Origin of the sequence: Streptomyces ortus (genome assembly GCF_026341275.1) — a bacterium.
Classification (GTDB): Bacteria; Actinomycetota; Actinomycetes; order Streptomycetales; family Streptomycetaceae; genus Streptomyces; species Streptomyces ortus.
Genome location: NZ_JAIFZO010000002.1, coordinates 8,182,750 through 8,203,197 on the forward strand (window position 1 = coordinate 8,182,750; position 20,448 = coordinate 8,203,197).

A 20,448-nucleotide genomic window follows, 5' to 3' on the forward strand; every position below is an offset into this window, starting at 1 on the left:
GGACCTGCAGACCATGACGTCTTCGAAGCGCGACCGAGCCAAAGCCCTGCCCCAGGACCTCCAGGAGGCGATGCGTCGCCGCCTCGCCGGCCGGGCCGCCACCGCCCGCCAGGGCATCCCGCACGCCGGCCGCATCCGGCCGCTGCCCCTGTCCTTCGCCCAGCAGCGGCTGTGGTTCCTGGACCGGCTGCGCCCCGGCGACGCCCGCTACAACAGCGCCGTCGCCCTGCGTCTGACGGGTCCGCTGGACCGCACCGCCCTCTCCCGCGCCCTGGACACCGTCGTCGAGCGGCACGAGGCGCTGCGCACCACCTTCGAGGAGAGGGACGGACGGCCCGCGCAGACGGTACGGCCGGCGGCCCCGGTGCCGCTCCCGGTCACCGACACGCCGTCGTACGCCCTGGAGGCGGCGCTGCTCGCGGAGTACGAGCGTCCCTTCGACCTGGGCGCGGGTCCGCTGCTGCGGGCCCTGCTCCTGCGTGAGTCGGACACCGTGCACACCCTGCTGCTGACGGCCCATCACATCATCACCGACGGCTGGTCGATGGGGGTCGTACTGGAGGAACTGTGCACCGCGTACGACGCCTTCGCGCAGGGCGCGTCGCCGGAGCTGGGACCGGTGGCGACGCAGTACCCGGACTTCGCGGCATGGCAGCGGGATCAGGTCTCCGGCCCCCGGCTGGAGCGCCAACTGGAGTACTGGAAGACCCGGTTGGCGGGGGCCGTCGCCTCCCGGCTGCCGCTGGACCACCCCCGGGACGGTGAGGAGTCCGGCGCGGGCGCCGTACGCACCTTCGCCGTGCCCGCGCAGACCACCGCACGGCTGCGGGAGCTGGCGGCCGAGCGGCACACCACGCTGTTCACCTCCCTGGTCGCCGCCTGCCAGGCCCTGCTGGCCCGCTGGTCAGGGCAGGACGACATCACCGTCGGCTCGCTCACCCCCGGCCGGTCCCGCACCGACCTGGAACGTACCGTCGGCTTCTTCGCCAACACCGTCGTCCTGCGCACCCCCGTGGACACGGACGGCTCCTTCCGCGACCTGCTCGGGGCCGCCGCGGCCACCGTCAACGACGCCTTCGCGCACGGCGACACGCCGTTCGAACGCCTGGTGGAGGCGGTGGGGGTGACCCGCGAGGCGGGCCGCAACCCCCTCTTCGACGTGATGGTCCTCCTCCACCCGGCGCCGCCCGCCGCCCCCACCCTCCGCGACCTGACCGCCTCGCCGGTCGCCGTGCCGCGGCAGGCGGCCACCTTCGACCTCAGCGTCGAGTTCGTCCCCGACGGGGACGGGCTGACCGGCCTGCTGGAGTACCGCACCGACCTCTTCGACACGGCCACCGCGGAACGGCTGACCGACCAGCTCGTACGCACGCTGGAGGGCGCGGCGACGGCGCCGGACCGGCCACTGGGTTCGCTGCCCCTGCTCGGCCCGGACGAGGCCCGGCGGATCACGGAGGAGTGGAGCGGCACCGCGCCGGCCGTCCCCGCCGCCACCTGCCCCGAACTCCTCTCCCGGCAGGCGGAGCGCAAGCCGTACGCCGCCGCGCTGGTCGCGGGGGAGGACCGCCTCGACCACGCGACGCTCGACGCCCGGGCCGACCGGCTGGCCCGCCACCTCGTCGCGCGGGGCGCCGGCCCCGAACGCCTGGTCGCGCTGCGGCTGCCGCGTACCGCCGACATGATCGTGGCGATCCTCGCCGTCTGGAAGTCCGGCGCGGCCTACCTCCCCCTGGACCTCGCCCTCCCGGAGGAACGCGTCCGCTTCCTTCTGGACGACGCCCGGCCCGCCGTGGTGCTGGACGAGGCGCTGTTGAGGGCGGCGTCGGGGACCAGGACCGGGGCCGACCCCGGGCCCGGCCACGCGGAAGCGCCCCTCGCCGCCGCATTCCCCGACCCGGACAGCACCGCCTACGTCATCTACACCTCCGGCTCCACCGGGCGGCCCAAGGGTGTCGCCGTCACGCATCGGTCGCTCGCGCATCTGCTGGCCGCGCACCGCGAAGGGTTCGTGGCCGACGCCGGGGGCGGTCCGCTGCGGGTGGCGCTGACCGCGTCGTTCTCCTTCGACACCTCGCTGGAAGGTGTGCTGCTGATGGCCGACGGCCACCCGCTGCACCTGGTCGACGAGACGACCCGCCTCGACGCCGCCGCGCTGGTCGAGTACGTCGTCGAGCACCGTATCGACTTCCTCGACCTGACCCCCTCCTACCTGCGCCAACTCCTCCCCGCCGGACTGCTCACCGATCCGCGCCACCACCCGCGCGTCCTGATGCTCGGCGGCGAGGCGATCGACCCCGGCCTGTGGCGCGAACTGGCCGGCCACCGGGGCGTGGCCGCGTACAACTTCTACGGGCCCACCGAGTGCACGGTGGACGCCCTGGCCTGCCGTATCGAGGGCGAGGGGCGCCCCCTGGTGGGCAGGCCGCTGCCCAACGTCCGCGCGTACGTCCTCGACGACCGCCGCCGGCCCGTGCCGCCCGGCGTCGGCGGCGAGCTGTACCTGGCCGGCGAGCAGGTGGCCCGCGGATACACCGGCCGGCCCGGACTGACCGCCGCGCGCTTCCTCGCCGACCCGTTCGGCCCGCCCGGAACCCGCATGTACCGCACGGGCGACCTGGCCCGCTGGACCGCCGACGGACGTCTCGACTACCTCGGACGGGCCGACGACCAGGTGAAGGTACGAGGCCACCGCATCGAACCGGGCGAGATCGAGGCGGCCCTCCTGGACCTGCCGGACCTCACCGGCGCCGCGGTCGCCGCGCACCCCGGCCCCCACGGCCAACTGCGGCTCGCCGCCTACGTCGTACCGGCCGCGGACGCCGGACCGCCGACCGCCGCACGACTGCGGGACGCCTGCCGGCGGGTGCTGCCCGCCCCCATGGTGCCCTCGTCGTTCACCCTGCTCGACGCGCTGCCGCTGACCACCAGCGGCAAGCTGGACCGCCGCGCCCTGCCCGCTCCCGACCTCGAAGCGGCGCCGTGCGAGCGGGAGTTCGTGGCACCGCGCACTCCCGAGGAGGAGACGCTGGCCGGTGTCTGGGCGGAGGTCCTGGGCGTCACCCGGGTCGGCGTCACCGACAACTTCTTCGAACTCGGCGGCGACTCCATCCTCAGCATCCAGGCCGTCTCCCGGGCCCGCGCGGCCGGCCTGCACCTGACCTCACGGGACGTCTTCCGCCACCAGACCGTCGCCGACCTGGCCGCCGCCGCGTCCCCGCGCACCACCGGACCCGCGCCCCGCCGGCCGGGCGAGGAAGGGCCCGCCCCGCTGACCCCGGTCCAGGAGTGGTACGCCGCCACCCACGGCGACCGGGACGGCCGCCTGCGGCCCTTCAGCATGTCGATGCTGCTCGACCTGCCGTACGGCGTCGACGAACCCGCGCTGGAACGCGCCGTGGAAGCGCTCGCCACCCACCACCCGGCCCTGCGCACCCGCTTCGCCCGCGACACAGATACCGGCACCGACACCGACCGGATCGGTGACATCGGCCGGATCGGCGGCGCCTGGCGGCAGCACCCCGGTGAAGGGCCGGCCACGGGGTTGCTGACCCGTTACGACCTCTCCGCCGCCGCCGACCCCGCCGAGGCCGCCCTCGCCGCCGCCGACACCGCCCGCGCCGCCCTCGACCCGGCGACCGGTGCCCTGCTGCGCGCCACCCTGCTCCTGCCCCTACCCGACGGACGCCCTCAACTGTTCGTCACCGCCCACCATTTGGCCGTCGACAGCGTGTCCTGGCGGATCCTGCTCACCGATCTGCGGCAGGCCTACCGTCAGGCGTCAGCGGGCGAGGAGATCCAACTGGAGCCCGTGACGACCCCGTTCGCCGACTGGGCCGCGCACCTCTCCCGCCTGGTACGGGCCGGTGACCTGGACGACGACCTGCCGTACTGGACGGCGGAGGCCGCCAGGAGCCGTACTCCGCTGCCGGTGGACCGCCGGGGAACCCCGCTCGCCGGAACCGTACGCACCGTCCGCACCCGAGTGGACCGCGCCACCACCGAGGCGTTGCTGCGCGGGGTGCCCGCCGCCTACCGCACCCAGGTCAACGACGTCCTGCTCGGCGCGCTGAGCCGAGTCCTCGCCGACTGGACGGGCACCGAGCGGGTGACCGTCGCCCTGGAGGGCCATGGGCGTGAGGACCTGATCCCGGGCGACGTGGACCTGTCCCGCACGGTGGGCTGGTTCACCTCCCAGTACCCGGTCACCCTCACCCCGGCCGGAACGCCCGCCGCACCCGACTGGGGCGGCACCCTGAAGGCCGTCAAGGAACGGCTGCGGGCCGTGCCGAGGCGGGGGCTGAGCTATGAGGCGCTCGCACGACTCGGCTCGCCCGACCCGGCCGCCCGTTCCCTGCGCGAACCGCCGCTGCCCCAGGTGTGCTTCAACTACCACGGGCAGTGGGACACGACCGGCGGAGCGGACTTCGCGCCGGCCGCCGAGGTGCCCGGCCGGGACATGGCCGCCGACGAACCCCTCGACCACCTGCTCGACATCTCCGCCGTGGTCGCCGACGGCGAGCTGGAGATCACCTGGCACTACAGCGACCAGGTCCATGAAGCGGACACGGTACGGGAGTTGGCGCGGGGCATGGTGGCGGCGCTGGCCGCGATCGCGGAGCACTGCGCCCGTCCCGGCGCGGGCGGCCGTACCCCCTCCGACTTCCCCCTCGCCCGCCTCGACCAGGCCGCCGTTGACCGGCTCGCCGGCGACGGCCGCGCGGTGGCGGACCTGCTGCCGCTCACCCCGCTCCAGGAGGGCATGCTCTTCCACCGCCTGGTCGGCGGCGCCGACGACGTGTACGTGGACCAGGCCGCTCTCCTGCTGGACGGGGTGGCCGACCCGCGGACGTTCGGCCTGGCCTGGCAGCGGGTCACCGACCGCACACCCGCGCTGCGGACCTCGGTCGTGTGGCAGGACGTGCCCGTACCCCTCCAGATCGTGCACCGGGAGGTGAGGCTGCCCCTCACCCACCTCGACTGGCGGGACCTGGACCCGCGCGAGCGCGCCGACCGCTTCGACCGGCTCCGCGCCGACGACCTCGCGCGCGGCATCGACCTCGCCTCGGCACCGCTGATGCGGCTCACGCTGGTCCGGCTGCCCGACGCCCGGCTGCAGTTGCTGTGGACCTCGCACCACCTGATCCTCGACGGCTGGAGCCTGGCCCAGGTGCTGACGGAGGTGTGCGAGGAGTACGCGGCACTCACCGTCGGCGGCGAGCCGAGCCCGCCCGTGCGCCGGCCCTTCGCCGACTACGTGCGCTGGCTGGCCGAGCAGGACACCGAGGCCGCGCGGGCGCACTGGCACAAGACCCTCGGCGGCTTCGCCTCTCCGACGCCGCTGCCCGTCGACCGGCCCCTGACCGGCACGCACGAGAGCCGGTCGGCGGACGTCCACACGGCCGGACTGTCCGACGCGGTGTCCGCGACGCTGGCCCGCACCGCGCGCGACGCGGGGCTGACCGTGAACACCGTGGTGCAGGGCGCCTGGGCGCTGCTGCTGGCCCGCCACAGCGCCGAGCCGGACGTGGTGTTCGGCACCACCGTCTCCGGGCGCCCCGACGAACTGCCGGGCGTGGAGTCGATGGTGGGCATGTTCATCAACACCGTGCCCACCCGCGTCCGCGTCGACGGCCACCGCCCGGCCGCCGACTGGCTGCGCGAACTCCAGGACGTACAGGCCGAGTCACGGCGGTTCGCCGCCGCCTCCCTGGCCGAGCTGACCGCCCTGAGCGATGTGCCGTCCGGCACCCCCCTCTTCCACAGCATGGTCGCCTTCGAGAACTACCCCTTCGACGCGGCCCGCACCTCGGGCTCCGGAGTGCGGCTGGTGGACGTCAGCTCCCGGGACGCCACCAACTACCCGCTGGTGCTCCGCGCCTACCAGGGTGAACGGCTCGGCTTCGACCTGGCCTACGACCCGGAACTCTTCGACGCCGCAACGGTCCGGGCGCTCGCCGACCGACTCCGCCTGCTCCTCGCGGAGATCGCCGGGCATCCCGGCCGGCCCCTGCGCGCCCTGGCCTGGACGACCGCCGAGGAACGGCGGCGCATGCTCGTCGACTTCAACGGCACCGAGCACGGCAGGCCGGCGGAGACCCTGGTGGACCTGTTCGAGGCCCAGGCCGCCCGCACCCCCGACGCCACCGCCGTCACCTGCGGCACCGACCGCCTCGACTACGCCACGCTCGACGCGGCGGCCGGCCGCCTCGCCCACCTGCTGGCCGAGGCCGGCGCCGGCCCCGAGCGGTTCGTGGCCCTCGCCCTGCCCCGCTCCACCGACCTCGTCGTGGCGGTCCTCGCCGTCCTCAAGACGGGCGCCGCCTATCTGCCCATCGACCCGAAGCTGCCCGCCGAACGCGTCGCCCACCTGCTGGACGACGCCGCCCCGGTGACGCTGGTGACGACCACGGAGGCCGCCGGACGTGTGCGTGGCACCGATGTCCCCCTCCTCGTACTGGACAGCCCCGACGTGCGTGCCGACCTCGCCCGCCGCCCCGTCACCGGACCCGTGCAGGCCCGGCGCCCCCTGCCGGAGAGCCCCGCCTACGCCATCCACACCTCCGGCTCCACCGGTCGCCCCAAGGGCGTGGTCGTGCCGCACGCGAACGTCGTGCGTTTGTTCAGCAGCACCCGCCACTGGTTCGGCTTCGACGAGAACGACGTATGGACCCTGTTCCACTCCTACGCCTTCGACTTCTCCGTCTGGGAACTGTGGGGCGCCCTGTTGCACGGCGGCCGGCTCGTCGTCGTCCCCGACGACACCGCCCGCTCCCCGGAGGACTTCCTGCGGCTGCTCGCCGACGAACGGGTCACCGTCCTCAACCAGACCCCGTCCGCCTTCTACCCCCTGGCCCGCGCCGACGCCGAGCACCCCGAACTCAGGGCCCGACTCGCCTTGCGTACCGTCGTGTTCGGCGGTGAGGCCCTGGACGTCGACCGGCTCGCCGAGTGGTACGCGCACCACCCCGACACCGCGCCACGCCTGGTCAACATGTACGGCATCACCGAGACCACCGTGCACGTCACCTACGAGCCGCTGGACCGCACCACGGCCCGCACAGGCGCCGCGAGCCCCATCGGCACCGGCATACCCGACCTGCGGATCTACGTCCTCGACGACGACCTGGCCCCCGTACCGCCAGGCGCCGTGGGCGAGATGTACGTGGCGGGGGAGGGCCTGGCCCGCGGCTACCTGGGAAGGCCGGGACTGACCGCCACCCGCTTCCTCGCCGACCCGTTCGCGGCGTCCGACGCGTCCGGGGTGCCGGGGCGGCGGATGTACCGCACCGGCGACCGGGCCCGCCGGCGGGCCGACGGCACGCTGGAGTACCTGGGCCGCGCCGACCAGCAGGTGAAGATCCGCGGCTACCGCATCGAGCCCGGCGAGATCGAGGCCGCCCTGCACACCCACGGGGGCGTCGGCGACGCGGCCGTGGGCGTGTACGAGGACGGCTCCGGGACACGCCGGCTGGTGGCCCACGTCGTCGGCCGGAGCGGCGGAGAGCCGAGGGACACCACCGAGTCGCCCGCCGCCGAACCGCCGTCCGCCGCCGAACTCCGCGCCCACCTGGAGCGGTTGCTGCCCGCGCACATGGTGCCCGCCGCCTACGTGTCCATGGCGGCCCTGCCGCTGACCGTCAACGGCAAACTCGACCGGCGGGCCCTGCCCGCACCCGGACCGGACGGCTTCGCCACGGACACCGAGCGCGTCGCGCCCCGCACACCCGCCGAACGTGCGGTCGCCGCCGCCTGGGCGGACGTCCTCGACACCGACGAGGTGGGAGCCGACGACGACTTCTTCGCGCTCGGCGGCGACTCGATCCTCGCCGTCCGGGTCGTCTCCCGGCTGCGCGCCGCCTTCGGTACGGAGATCTCGCCCCGGCTGCTGTTCACCCACGCGACGCTGTCCGCCCTGGCCGCCGAACTCGGCGACCCGGCGCCGCACGGGACCAAGCCGGCCGACGTCATCCCCGCCGTGGACCCGGACACCCCGGCACCGCTGTCGTACGCGCAGCAGCGGCTGTGGTTCCTCGACCGCTTCGAGCCGGGCAGCACCGAGTACACCACCCTGTCCGTGCTGCGCCTGCGCGGTTCGCTCGACGCCGACGCCCTGCGGGCCGCCCTCGACGGACTGGTCGCCCGGCACGAGGCCCTGCGCACCACATTCACCGAAGCCGGACAGGACGGCAGGCAGGACCGCAGGCAGAACGGCCGCCAGGACGGCCACGCCCGGCAGATCGTGCACCCGCCCCACCCGGTGGACCTGCCGCTGGACGACCTCACCGGCGCCCGCGACCGCCTGGACGCCCTCGTCGCCCGCGAGGCGTCCGTCCCCTTCGACCTGGGCGCCGGACCTCTGCTGCGGGCCCGCCTCGTGCGCCTGGCCGAGGACGAGCACGTCCTCGTCCTGGCCGTCCACCACATCGTCACGGACGGCTGGTCGGCCGGTGTGCTGGGCCGGGACCTGGGCGAGCTGTACACGGCCGCCCAAGAGGGCCGCGCGCCCCGGCTGCCCGACCTGCCCGTGCGGTACGCGGACTTCGCGGCCTGGCAACGTGCCCGCACCGACGAGCTGGAAGAACAACTCGACTACTGGCGGGCGGCGTTGGCCGGAATCACCCCGCTGGAGCCGCCCACCGACCGGCCGCGGCCGGCCGTGCGCGGCGGGCAGGGCGCCCTGGTGACCTTCACGCTCCCCGCCGCGCTCACCGAGCGGCTGCGGGAGACGGGCCGGGCGGCCGACGCCACCCTCTACATGACACTGCTGACCGCCTGCACGATCCTGCTCTCACGCTGGACCGACCAGGAGGACATCACCGTCGGCACGGTCACGGCGGGCCGTGAACGGCCCGAACTCCACGACGTGGTCGGCATGTTCGTCAACACGCTGGTGCTGCGCAACAGGGTGGAGCCCGGACTGTCCTTCCGTACGCTGCTGGGACGGGTCCGCGCCGACGTCCTGGACGCGTTCGCCCACCAGGACGTGCCCTTCGAGAAACTGGTGGACGCCCTCCGGCCCGAACGGGACACCAGCCGCACCCCGCTGTTCCAGGCGATGGTGGCGCTGCACAACCTGGGCGCCGACTCCCTCGACCTGCCGGGCCTGGACGTCGAACCGCTCACGCCCCCGATCCGGCACGCCGCCTACGACCTCGCCTTCGACTTCGTCGAGAACGACGCGAGCGACGGTGGCGTGACCGGCTATCTGGAGTACGACACCGGTCTGTTCGACGCGGACACCGCCGAACGACTCGCCGTACGGCTGCGGTTGCTGCTGGAAGCGGCGGTCTCGCAACCGGACCTGGACGCCCGCGTGCTGCCGCTGCTGACGGCCGCCGAGCAGCGGCAGGTCCTGGACGAGTGGCAGGGCGACCGGCTGCCCGTGCCGGACAGCGACTTCGCCGCCCTGTTCGAGGCCCAGGCGGACCGCGCCCCGCACGCCACCGCTCTGGTGGCCCGGGACGGCACACTCACCTTCGCGGCCCTGAACGAGCGGGCCAACCGGCTGGCCCACCACCTGATCACGCTGGGCGTCGGCCCGGAGCGCGTGGTCGCCGTGCGGCTGCTGCGTACCTCGGAGCTGCCGGTGGCCGTGTTCGCCGTGCTCAAGGCGGGCGGCACCCTGCTCTGCCTCGACCCGGACCTGCCCGAGGAGCGTGTCGCGTTCCTCGTGGCGGACGCCGCGCCGCACACCATGCTGACGGCCGACACCCTGCGCGGGACGCCCTGGGACGAACTGCCCTCCCACGACCCCACCGACGCCGACCGGCTCGCCGCGCTGCGCCCCGACAACGCCGCGTACATCATCTACACCTCCGGCTCCACCGGCCGCCCCAAGGGCGTCACGGTGGAACACCGCCACCTGGTCAACCTCTGCCACGACCACCGGGAAGGACTCGTCGCCCCGCACACCGCCGACGGGCGACGCCTCAAGGCCGCGCTCAGCGCCTCCTTCTCCTTCGACACCTCCTGGGAGGGGCCGCTGCTGCTCGCCCTCGGCCAGGAGGTCCACCTCGTCGACGAGGACGTACGCCTGGACCCGGAGGCGTTCTGCGCCCAGGTCGACGCGCGGGAACTGGACCTCGTGAACGTCACCCCGTCCTTCCTCCGCGAGCTCACCGCCGCCGGACTCCTCGCCCCCGGCCGCCACCATCCCCGTCTGCTGCTGGTGGGCGGCGAGGCGGTCGGCCCCGACACCTGGGCCGAACTGTGCGCGGCCCAGGCCGACTTCGGCGTCACCGCGTACAACATGTACGGTCCCACGGAGACGACCGTCGACGCCGTCTACGGCCGCTCCGCCGACCACCGCGAACGTCCCGTCATCGGCCGGCCGGGCCGCAACCTGCGCGCGTACGTCCTCGACCGCGCCCTGCGCCCGGTGCCGCCCGGAGTACCCGGCGAGCTGTATCTCGCCGGGGCGCAGGTCGCACGCGGCTACCTGAACCGGCCCGGTCTGACCGCCGCCCGCTTCCTCGCCGACCCGTTCGGGGCGCCCGGCACGGTTTCGGCGCCGGGGGAGCGGATGTACCGCACCGGCGACCGGGCCCGGTGGACCGCGTCGGGGGCGCTGGAGTTCCTGGGGCGGGTCGACGAGCAGGTGAAGATCCGCGGGTTCCGTATCGAGCCCGGCGAGGTGGAGGCCGCGCTGCTCGCGCTGCCGGACGTCACCGACGCCGCCGTGGCCGCCCGCGAACACGCCGGGCGCGTGCTGCTCGTGGCGTACGTCGTGCCTGCCGGGGAGCAGGCCCTCTCAGCCGACGAGCTGCGGGTGCGGCTGCGGCGGACCCTGCCGGACCACATGGTGCCCACCGCGTTCGTGCCGCTGACCCGCATCCCGCGCACCAGCGGCGGCAAGACCGACCGCCGCGCGCTGCCCGCGCCGCCGGCCCGGCCCGACAGCGGCACCCCGTACGTGGCACCCCGCCCCGGTACCGAGGAACGGCTGGCCGCCATCTGGGCCGAGGTGCTCGGCGTGGAGCGGGTCGGCGCGCGGGACAACTTCTTCGCGCTCGGCGGCGACTCCATCCTCAGCATCCAGATCGTCTCCCGGGCCCGCCGGACGGGCCTCGCCCTGACCACCAAGGACGTCTTCCGCCACCAGACCGTCGCCGAACTCGCCCTGCGCGTCGCCGAATCGGCGCCCCGGCCGACGTCCGGTACGGACGACACCGAGCCCGCCGAGGCCCCGCTGACACCCATCCAGCACTGGTACCTCGACCGCCGGCGGCCCGGTGACCCGCTGCGGTTCACCATGACCCAGCGGCTGGAACTCGCCGTCGGCACCGACCTGGCGGCGCTGGAGCGGGCGGTCGACGCCGTCGTCAGCCGTCATCCGGCCCTGCGGACCCGCTTCCGGCACACCGGGGACGGCTGGCGACAGCAGGTGCTGCCGCAGGCGCCGCACACCGTGTGCACGCGCCACGACACCTCCCACCTGGACGCCCCCGAGCTGGAGGCGCGGGTGCAGCGCGCCGCGGACGCCGCACAGGGGACGCTCGATCCCACCGAGGGCCGGGTCGTACGCGTGCTGCTCTTCGACCGTGGCCCGCAGCACCCCGCCCAACTCCTCTTCACCGTGCACCATGTGGCCGTCGACGGCGTCTCCTGGCGCATCCTGCTCGCCGACCTGGAGACCGCGCACCGCGCCACCGAGGCAGGGCGTCCCGTCGAACTCGCCCCGGCGGGCACCTCGTACGGACGCTGGGCGCGGCGGCTGGAGAGGCACACGCGATCCGGCGCTCTGGACGCCGACCTGGCGCACTGGAGCCGCACCGCCGACGCTCCCGCCGACCTGCCCGCCGGGCGGCCGGGCCCCAACACCCACGGCACCGCCGCCACCGTCACCGTGACGCTGGCGGAAGAGGAGACCGAGGCCCTGCTGCGCCGGGTCCCCGAGGTCTACCGCACCCAGGTCAACGACGTACTGCTCAGCGCGCTCGGCCGGACGCTGGCCCACTGGTGCGGCCGGGACACGGTCCTGGTCGGGGTGGAGGGACACGGCCGGGAGGACCTGTTCGACGACGTGGACCTGTCCCGGACCGTCGGCTGGTTCACCGCCGAGTTCCCCCTCGCCCTGACCGTCGCGCCCGACGCCGACTGGCGCACCACCCTGCGCTCGGTCAAGGAACAACTGCGGACGGTGCCGCTGCACGGTCTCAGCCACGGCGCCCTGCGCCACCTCCTGCCGGACAGCCCGCTCGCCGACACGCCCCACCCGCGGGTCGGCTTCAACTACCACGGCCGCTGGGACACGGGCAGCGGCGCCGGGGACGGCCTGTACCGGGCGACGGCGCTCCCGCCGGCCGGCCGCGACGCCGACCCGGACGAGACCCGCCCCTACCTGCTGGACATCACGGGCGTGGTCCAGGAAGGATGCCTCGAACTCGGCTGGACCTACCCGGCGGCCGTCTACGACGAGTCCACCGTCCGGCACCTGGCCGAGCGGATGTGCGCGGCGCTCCGCGACATCGTGGCCCACTGCGCGCGGCCGGACGCGGGCGGCCGTACCCCCTCCGACTTCCCCCTCGCCGGCCTCTCCCAGCAGCAGCTCGACCGGCTGGTCGGTGACGGACGGCACGTCGCCGACGTCCTGCCGCTGACGCCCCTGCAGTCCGGCATGCTCTTCCACGGACTGGTCGACACCGCCGGGGCCTACTTCGACCGTACGGCCGTACGGCTGACAGGAGTCGGTGACCCGAGGGCGTTCGCGGCGGCCTGGCAGGAGGCCGTCGACCGCACCCCGGTCCTGCGCACGGACGTCCACTGGCGGGGCCTGCCGCATCCCGTCCAGGTCGTCCACGACCAGGTGGAACTGCCCGTCACCCACCTGGACTGGCGGACCCTGACCCGCGAGGAGCGCGCCGCCGCGACGGAGCGGCTGCTCGCCGCGGACCGCGCGGCGGGCATGGACCTGACGGCCGCGCCGCTCACCCGGATCACGCTGGCCGCGCTGCCCGGTGACGAGGTACTGCTGCTGTGGTCCTCGCACCACCTGATCCTCGACGGCTGGAGCACCGGGCAACTGCTCACCGAGGTGTGCGAGCGGTATGCCGCCCTCACCGGCGGCCAGGACGCCGCCCCGCCCGTGCGGCGGCCGTTCGCGGACTTCGTGCGCTGGCTGCGGGAACAGGACGAGGACGCGGCCGAGCGCCACTGGGCCGCCACTCTCACCGGTGTCACCGAGCGCACCCCGCTGCCGTACGACCGCACCCCCGCCGAGGCGCACCGGGCCCGTTCCGCCGCGTCCGTCCACCACGAGCTGGACGGGGACGTGTCACGGCGGCTGCGCGACACGGCGGCCCGCGCCGGACTGACCGTCAACACCGTCGTGCAGGGGGCCTGGGCGCTGCTGCTGGCCCGTTACAGCGGGCGTGACGACGTCGTGTTCGGTACGACCGTCTCCGGCCGGCCCGCCGAACTGCCCGGCGTCGACACGATGATCGGCATGTTCATCAACACCGTGCCCACCCGGGTACGGGTCGCGGGCGACGGTGTCCTGCCCTGGCTGCGCAACCTCCAGGAGGCGCAGAGCGAGGACCGGCGCTTCGACTTCCTCTCCCTGGCCCGTATCCAGGGCCTGACCGAAGTCCCCGCGGGGCAGGCGCTGTTCGACAGCATGGTGGTGTTCGAGAACTATCCGGTCGACGAGTCGGCCACCGCCCGGACCGGGGTGGGCGTCGCCGAGGTACGCGCCGACGACGCGACCACCTTCCCGCTGTGCCTGCGCGCCCATCTGAGTGACCGGCTCGGCTTCGACCTGGCCTACGATCCGGCCTTCTTCGACCGCGTGACGGTGGAACAGGCGACGGCCCGCCTGGCCACCCTGCTGACCCGGTTCGCCGACGGGATCGACCGCATCGACGGCGAGGCCGGCGCGCTCGACCCGCTCACCCCCGGGGACCGGCGCCTGCTGGCGGAGTGGAACACCACCGACCGCCGCACCGAACCGCGCAGTCCGGTGGACCTGTTCGCCGAGCAGGTCCGCCGCACCCCGGACGCGCCCGCCCTGGAGGACGGCGACCTGCGGCTCACCTACCGTGAACTCGCCGACTGGTCCGACCGGGTGGCGGCCCGGCTGCTCCTCGACGGCCTCGGCGCCGAGGACGGGGTGGCCCTGCTCATGGACCGCCGCGCCGAACTCGTCGTCGCCCAGCTCGCGGTCCTCAAGGCGGGCGGCGCCTACGTGCCCGTCGACGGCCGCGCCCCCGAGGAGCGGCGCCGGACCATGCTCACGCAGGCGAACGTCAGGGCCCGCCTCACCGCCGAGGACGTCGCCGCGGCACGCCACACCCCCCTGACGGGCGCGGCCGCGGTGCCCGCCGATCCCGACCGGCTGGCCTACGTCATGTTCACCTCCGGATCCACCGGCCTGCCCAAGGCCGTGGCGGTACGTCACCGTGACGTGGCGTCGCTGGCCACCGACAGCCGTTTCGGCGACGGCGTGTGCGCCCGCGTGCCGCTGCACTCCCCGGTCGCGTTCGACGCCGCCACGTTCGAGGTGTGGGCGCCCCTGCTGACCGGCGGCTGCGTGGTCGTGGCCCCCGGGGAGACGGTGGACGCTGCGCTGCTGCGGCGGCTCATCGGCACGGGTGCGCGCGCCGCGGGTGACGAACCGGTTGGGCCGGGCGAACCGGTTGGGCCGGGCGGGCCGGTCCGACCGGACGGTGCAGGCGGGCACGCCGAGACCGTCGGGCGCCCCGGCGGCGCCGGTCTGACCTCCCTGTGGCTGACGGCCGGGCTCTTCCGGCTGCTGGCGCAGGACGCGCCCGACTCCTTCGCGGGTCTTCGCCAGGTGTGGACCGGCGGCGACGTCGTCCCCGCGGCGGCCGTACGACGCGTACTGGCCGCCTGCCCCGGCCTGATCGTGGTGGACGGCTACGGACCGACCGAGACCACCACCTTCGCCACCTCCCACGCCCTCGACGACCCGGCGGCCGTCCCCGACACCGTCCCCGTCGGCAGGCCGCTCGACGACAAACGGGTCCACGTCCTGGACGCCCGGATGCGCCCTGTCCCGCCGGGCTGCGCGGGCGAGCTGTACATCGCGGGCGAGGGCGTGGCACGCGGCTACCTGGGCCGCCCCGGCGAGAGCGCACGCCGCTTCCTCGCGGACCCCCTCGGCCCGCCCGGCGCCCGGATGTACCGCACCGGCGACCTGGCCCGCCGCCGCCCGGACGGCACGGTCGAGTTCCTGGGCCGCGCCGACGACCAGGTGAAGATCCGCGGCTTCCGCGTGGAGCCCGGCGAGGTGGCCGCCGCGCTGGCGCCCCACCCCGGCGTCGCGGACGTGGCGGTGGTGGCCCGCGAGGACCGCCCCGGCGCCCGCCGCCTGGTCGCCTACGTCGTCGGACCGGCCGGACACGACCCGGACGAGCTGCGCTCGTACGCCCGCCGCACGCTGCCCGACTACCTGGTGCCCTCCGCGTTCGTCGCGCTGACGGCCCTCCCGCTCAGCGGCAACGGCAAGGTGGACCACGCCGCCCTCCCGGCACCGGAGACGGACACCGGCCCCCGGCAGGGCGCGCGGACCGCACCGCGCACGGAGGCCGAACGCCGTACCGCCGACGTCTTCGCCGACGTACTGGGCGGCCGGCCGCCGGGCGTGGAGGACGACTTCTTCGCGCTGGGCGGCGACTCCATCCTCAGCATCAGGCTGGCCTCCCGCCTGGCCGAGGAGTTCGGCACCAGCCTCTCGCCGCGGGTCGTGTTCACCCACCCGACCCCCGCCGCGCTTGCCGAGCTGCTCACCGGGGACCGGACCGCCGACGAGGAGCGCCCCGTCATCACCCCGGTGGCCCGGGACGCCACGGCACCGATGTCGTACGCGCAGCAACGCCTGTGGTTCCTGGAGGAGTTCGCACCCGGCGGCAGCGAGTACGTCACCGCCCTGGCGCTACGCCTGCGGGGCCGGCTCGACACCCGGGCCCTCGCGGCGGCCCTGCGGAAACTGGTGGCACGGCACGAGTCGCTGCGCACCACCTTCGACATGGTGGACGGCAGGGGCGTACAGATCGTCCAGCCGCCGCGGGAGGTACCGCTGCCGCTGCGCGACCTGACCGAGCTGCTGTCGGAGGGGGAGCGCACGGCCCGCCTGGAGAAGCTGCTCGCGGCCGACCGCGCCCTGCCCTTCGACCTGCGCGAGGGCCCCCTGCTGCGGGCCGGCCTGATCCGACCGGCCGACGACGAGCACGTCCTGACCCTCACGCTGCACCACATCGTCACCGACGGCTGGTCGACCGCTGTCCTCACCGGCGATCTCGCCCACCTCTACCGGGCCGAACTGGACCCGGCCACCGAACCGTTGCCGCCGCTGCCGGTCCAGTACGCCGACTACGCCCACTGGCAGCGCGCCACGAGCGAGCATGAGCAGCAACTGGGCTACTGGAAGCAGCAGTTGGCGGACATCGAGCCGCTTGACCTGCCCACCGACCGGCCCCGCCCGCCCCTGCGCACCCGAGCCGGCGCGACCGCCCGGCTGACCCTCCCGCCCGCCGTCGCACGCCGTCTCGGACAGGTGGGCCGGGACCGGGGAGCGACCCTCTTCACCACGCTGGTCGCCACCGCCCAGACCTTCCTGGCCCGGCTGTGCGGCAGCGAGGACGTCACCGTCGGCACCGTCACCTCGGGCCGGGACCAGACCGAGATCCAGCAGCTGATCGGCTTCTTCGTCAACACCCTGGTGCTGCGCTCCCGGGTCGACCCCGAACGTCCCTTCACCGAGTTCCTCGACGACGTACGGCGGACCGTGCTGGACGCCTTCGCCCACCAGGAGGTGCCGTTCGAGCAGGTGGTCGACGAGGTGCGTCCGGTGCGCGACACCAGCCGCACCCCGCTGTTCCAGGTGATGGTCGTCCTGCAGAACACCCCGGCCGCCGGACTCGACGTCCCGGACCTGGAGGTGTCCGCCGTCGGGACGGAGCTCCGGCACGCCGCGTTCGATCTCACCCTGGAGTTCGCCGAGGCCGACTCCGGCGGTCTGGACGGCCTGCTCACCTACAACACCGACCTGTTCGACGCGGCCACGGCCGAGCAGCTCGCCGCCCGGCTGACCGCGCTGCTGACCGCCGTGGCCGACGACCCGCGCCGCCCGCTCGCCGCCCTGCCGCTCGCCTCCGACGACGAACTGAAGGCCCTGCTGGAGCAGGGACGCGGCACGGCCCGGCCGGTACCGGTGGCGACCCTGCCGGAGCTGTTCGCGCGGCAGGTGGCCGCCACCCCCGACGCCGTGGCGCTGGAGGACACCGGGCGTCGGCTGTCGTACGCCGGACTCGACCGTGCCGCCACCCGGCTCGCCCACCGGCTGATCGCCCGCGGGGTCGGCCCCGAGGACGTGGTCGCCCTCGCCCTGCCGCGCACCGCCGAGACGGTGGTGGCGCAGCTCGCCGTCGCCAAGGCGGGCGCCGCCTTCCTGCCCGTCGACCCGAACTACCCCGCTCAGCGAAGGGAGTTCATGATCCGCGACGCGGGCGCCCGAGTGGTCCTCGACGACCCGGCCGAGATAGCTGACATCGCCGGAACAGCCGGAGCAGTCGGGCCAGGTGGGCCAGGTGGGACAGCCGGGGCCTGGGGGGCGGGTGACCCGGACGCCGTGCCCACCGGCACGGCCCGCGGCACGGCACCCACCCCACCCACCACCCTCACCCCCGACCATCCGGCGTACGTCATCTACACGTCCGGATCCACCGGGACCCCGAAGGGCGTCACGGTGACGCACCGGGGCCTGGCGGGCTTCGCCGCGTCCGCCGCCGAACGGTACGCGGCGGGCCCCGGCGACCGGGTGCTGCAGTTCGCCTCACCCAGCTTCGACGCCTCGGTCCTCGAACTGTGCGTCTCCGTGCTCAGCGGCGCCACCCTCGTCACAGGAGAGGAAGGGCCGCTGGTCGGCGAGCGGCTGGCCCAGGTGCTCGCCGAGCGCCGCATCAGCCACGCCCTCGTCCCACCGGCCGCGCTGGCCACGGTGGCGCCGGAGACGGCCGGTCACCTTCCCGACCTGCGCACCCTGATCGTCGGCGCCGAAGCCTGCCCCGCCGACCTCGTGGAGGGGTGGGCGCCCGGGCGCCTGATGATCAACTCCTACGGGCCCACCGAGGCCACCGTCGTCGCCACCTGGACCGGCCCGCTGAGCCCGGCGGGCGGCGCGCCGCCGATCGGCCGCCCGGCCGGAGCCACCCGCGTGTACGTCCTCGACGCCGCCCTGCGACCCGTACCGCCCTGCGTGACCGGGGAGCTGTACGTGGCGGGCCCGGGGCTGGCCCGCGGTTACCTCCACCGGCCGGGCCTGACCGCCCGGCGGTTCGTCGCCGACCCGTTCGGCGCGGCGGGGGAGCGCATGTACCGCACCGGCGACCTGGCGCGCTGGGGCGCCGACGGCGAACTGCGCTTCGTCGGCCGCGCGGACGACCAGATCAAGCTGCGCGGCTTCCGTATCGAGCCGGGAGAGACGGAGAGCGCGCTGCGCCGCAGCCCGTACGTGCGCGACGCGGTGGTCGTGGTCCGCGCCGACGCCCCGGACGGCCAACCGTCCGACGGCCACGGACGGCTGGTGGCGTACGTGGTCCCCGCCGGCGATGCCAGTGCCAGTGCCAGTGCCAGTGCCAACGGCAACGGCACGGGAGGCAGCGGGGGCGGTGGCGGTGGCCTGCCCGTCGCCGCGCTGCGCGAAGACCTCGCCGGGCTGCTGCCCCCGCACATGGTGCCCTCCGTGTTCGTACCGCTGGAGCGGCTGCCGCTGACCCCCAACGGCAAGACGGACCGGCGGGCCCTGCCCGCACCAGGACCCGCCCACACCGCCGTCGCGGCCGGCCCGCGCACCGCGCCCCGTACCGACACCGAACGCCGCATCGCGCACGTCTGGAGCGATGTCCTCGGCGTGCGGGACATCGGCGTGGACGACAACTTCTTCGTCCTCGGCGGTGACTCGATCCTGAGCATGCAGGTCGTCTCCCGGCTGCGGCGCGAGGGCCTGCACCTGGCCACCCGGGACCTGTTCACCCACCAGACAGTCGCCGAACTGGCCACCGTCGTCGGCACCGCACCCCAGCAGAGGGGCGACGGCCCGGCGACCGGCGACGTACCCCTCACCCCGATCCAGGAATGGTTCCTCGGCACACCGCGCGCCGACCACACCCACTTCAACCAGTCGGCGCTGCTGGAACTCGACGGTACGCCCGACCCCGCCGCCCTGGGCCTCGCCCTGGACGCGCTGCTGGAACACCACGACGCGCTGCGCATGCGTTTCACCCAGGACGCCGACGGATGGCGCCAGTTCAACCCGCCGCCGCGGGAGAGCGACGAACTGCTCGTCCGGTACGACCTGTCGGGCCTGCCGGCGAAGGAGGCGGACGCGGCCATGAAGGAGGCCGCCGACCACCTGCACACCGGCTTCGACCTCGGCCGGGGCCCGCTGCTGCGGGCAGCGCTGTTCACCGGTGCGGGGGAGGGAGAGCCGTCGCGGGCGGGCGAACGGGGCGGCGGCACGGCCTACCTGCTCCTCGTCGGCCACCACCTGGTCGTGGACGCCGTGTCCTGGCGGATCCTCGCCGACGACCTGGAGGCCGCCTACCGGCAGGCCGTGCGCGGCGAGCCCGTCGACCTGGGGGAGCGCACCACCTCGTTCCGCGACTGGGCCCGCGAACTCGCCGGGCATGTCGGCGACGGCGGCCTGGACCACGAACTGGCCTACTGGGAGGAGGCCGTGACCGTCGGACGGCTCCCCGCCGCCGCATCCGACCCGGCCGTCCAGGAGGGCGGCTCGTTCACCGTCGAACTGGGGGAGGAGGACACGGAGTCACTGCTGCGCGCCGCGCCGGCCGCCTACCGCACCCGCGTCAACGACGTCCTGCTGGCCGCGCTGGCCCTGGCGCTGGCCCGCTGGACCGGCGGCGAACGCGTCCGGCTGGACCTCGAAGGGCACGGCCGCGAGGACCTGCTCGACGACGTGGACCTCTCCCGCACGGTCGGCTGGTTCACCACCATCCACCCGGTCGTCCTCCAGGTCGCGGAACCGGACCGCCCGGGGGCCGCCCGCGACTGGCGTTCGCTGGTGAAGTCGGTACGCCGCCAACTGCGCTCCGTACCCGGCAACGGACTGGGCTTCGGCGCCCTGCGGACCTTCGGACCGCCCGAGGTACGCGAACGGCTGGGCGAGGCCGCACACGGGCAGGTGGTCTTCAACTACCTCGGCCAGTGGGACGCCCGCCCCGCGGCCCCGGACGGCGGCCTCGTACGGACCGAGCACGGGTCCTTCGGGCAGGACCACGACCCCCGGGACGGCGGATCGCATCCGCTGGAGGTGGTCGGCGCGGTGCGGGACGGACGTTTCGCCTTCACCTGGCACCACCGCGCCGGGACCTTCGACCCGGCCGCCGTGCGCCGCGTCGCCGAAGACTTCACCGAGGCTCTCGGTCACATCGCTCGCCATGCCAGGGACAGCCTCTGACCCCACCGGAC

The 20,448-nt window shown here is 74.8% G+C and carries 1 protein-coding gene; it reads left to right on the forward strand.

The window, feature by feature from the left end:
• Positions 1 to 13 precede the first annotated feature (13 nt).
• On the forward strand, positions 14 to 20,437 hold the full coding sequence (locus K3769_RS38810) for a non-ribosomal peptide synthase/polyketide synthase (RefSeq protein WP_267030900.1): 20,424 nt from the start codon (positions 14 to 16) through the stop codon (positions 20,435 to 20,437).
• The last annotated feature ends 11 nt before the right edge of the window (positions 20,438 to 20,448 follow it).

Coding starts and splice junctions, on each gene's coding strand:
- K3769_RS38810 (WP_267030900.1), top strand. CDS start 14: ATGACGTCTTCGAAGCGCGACCGAGCCAAAGCCCTGCCCCAGGACCTC.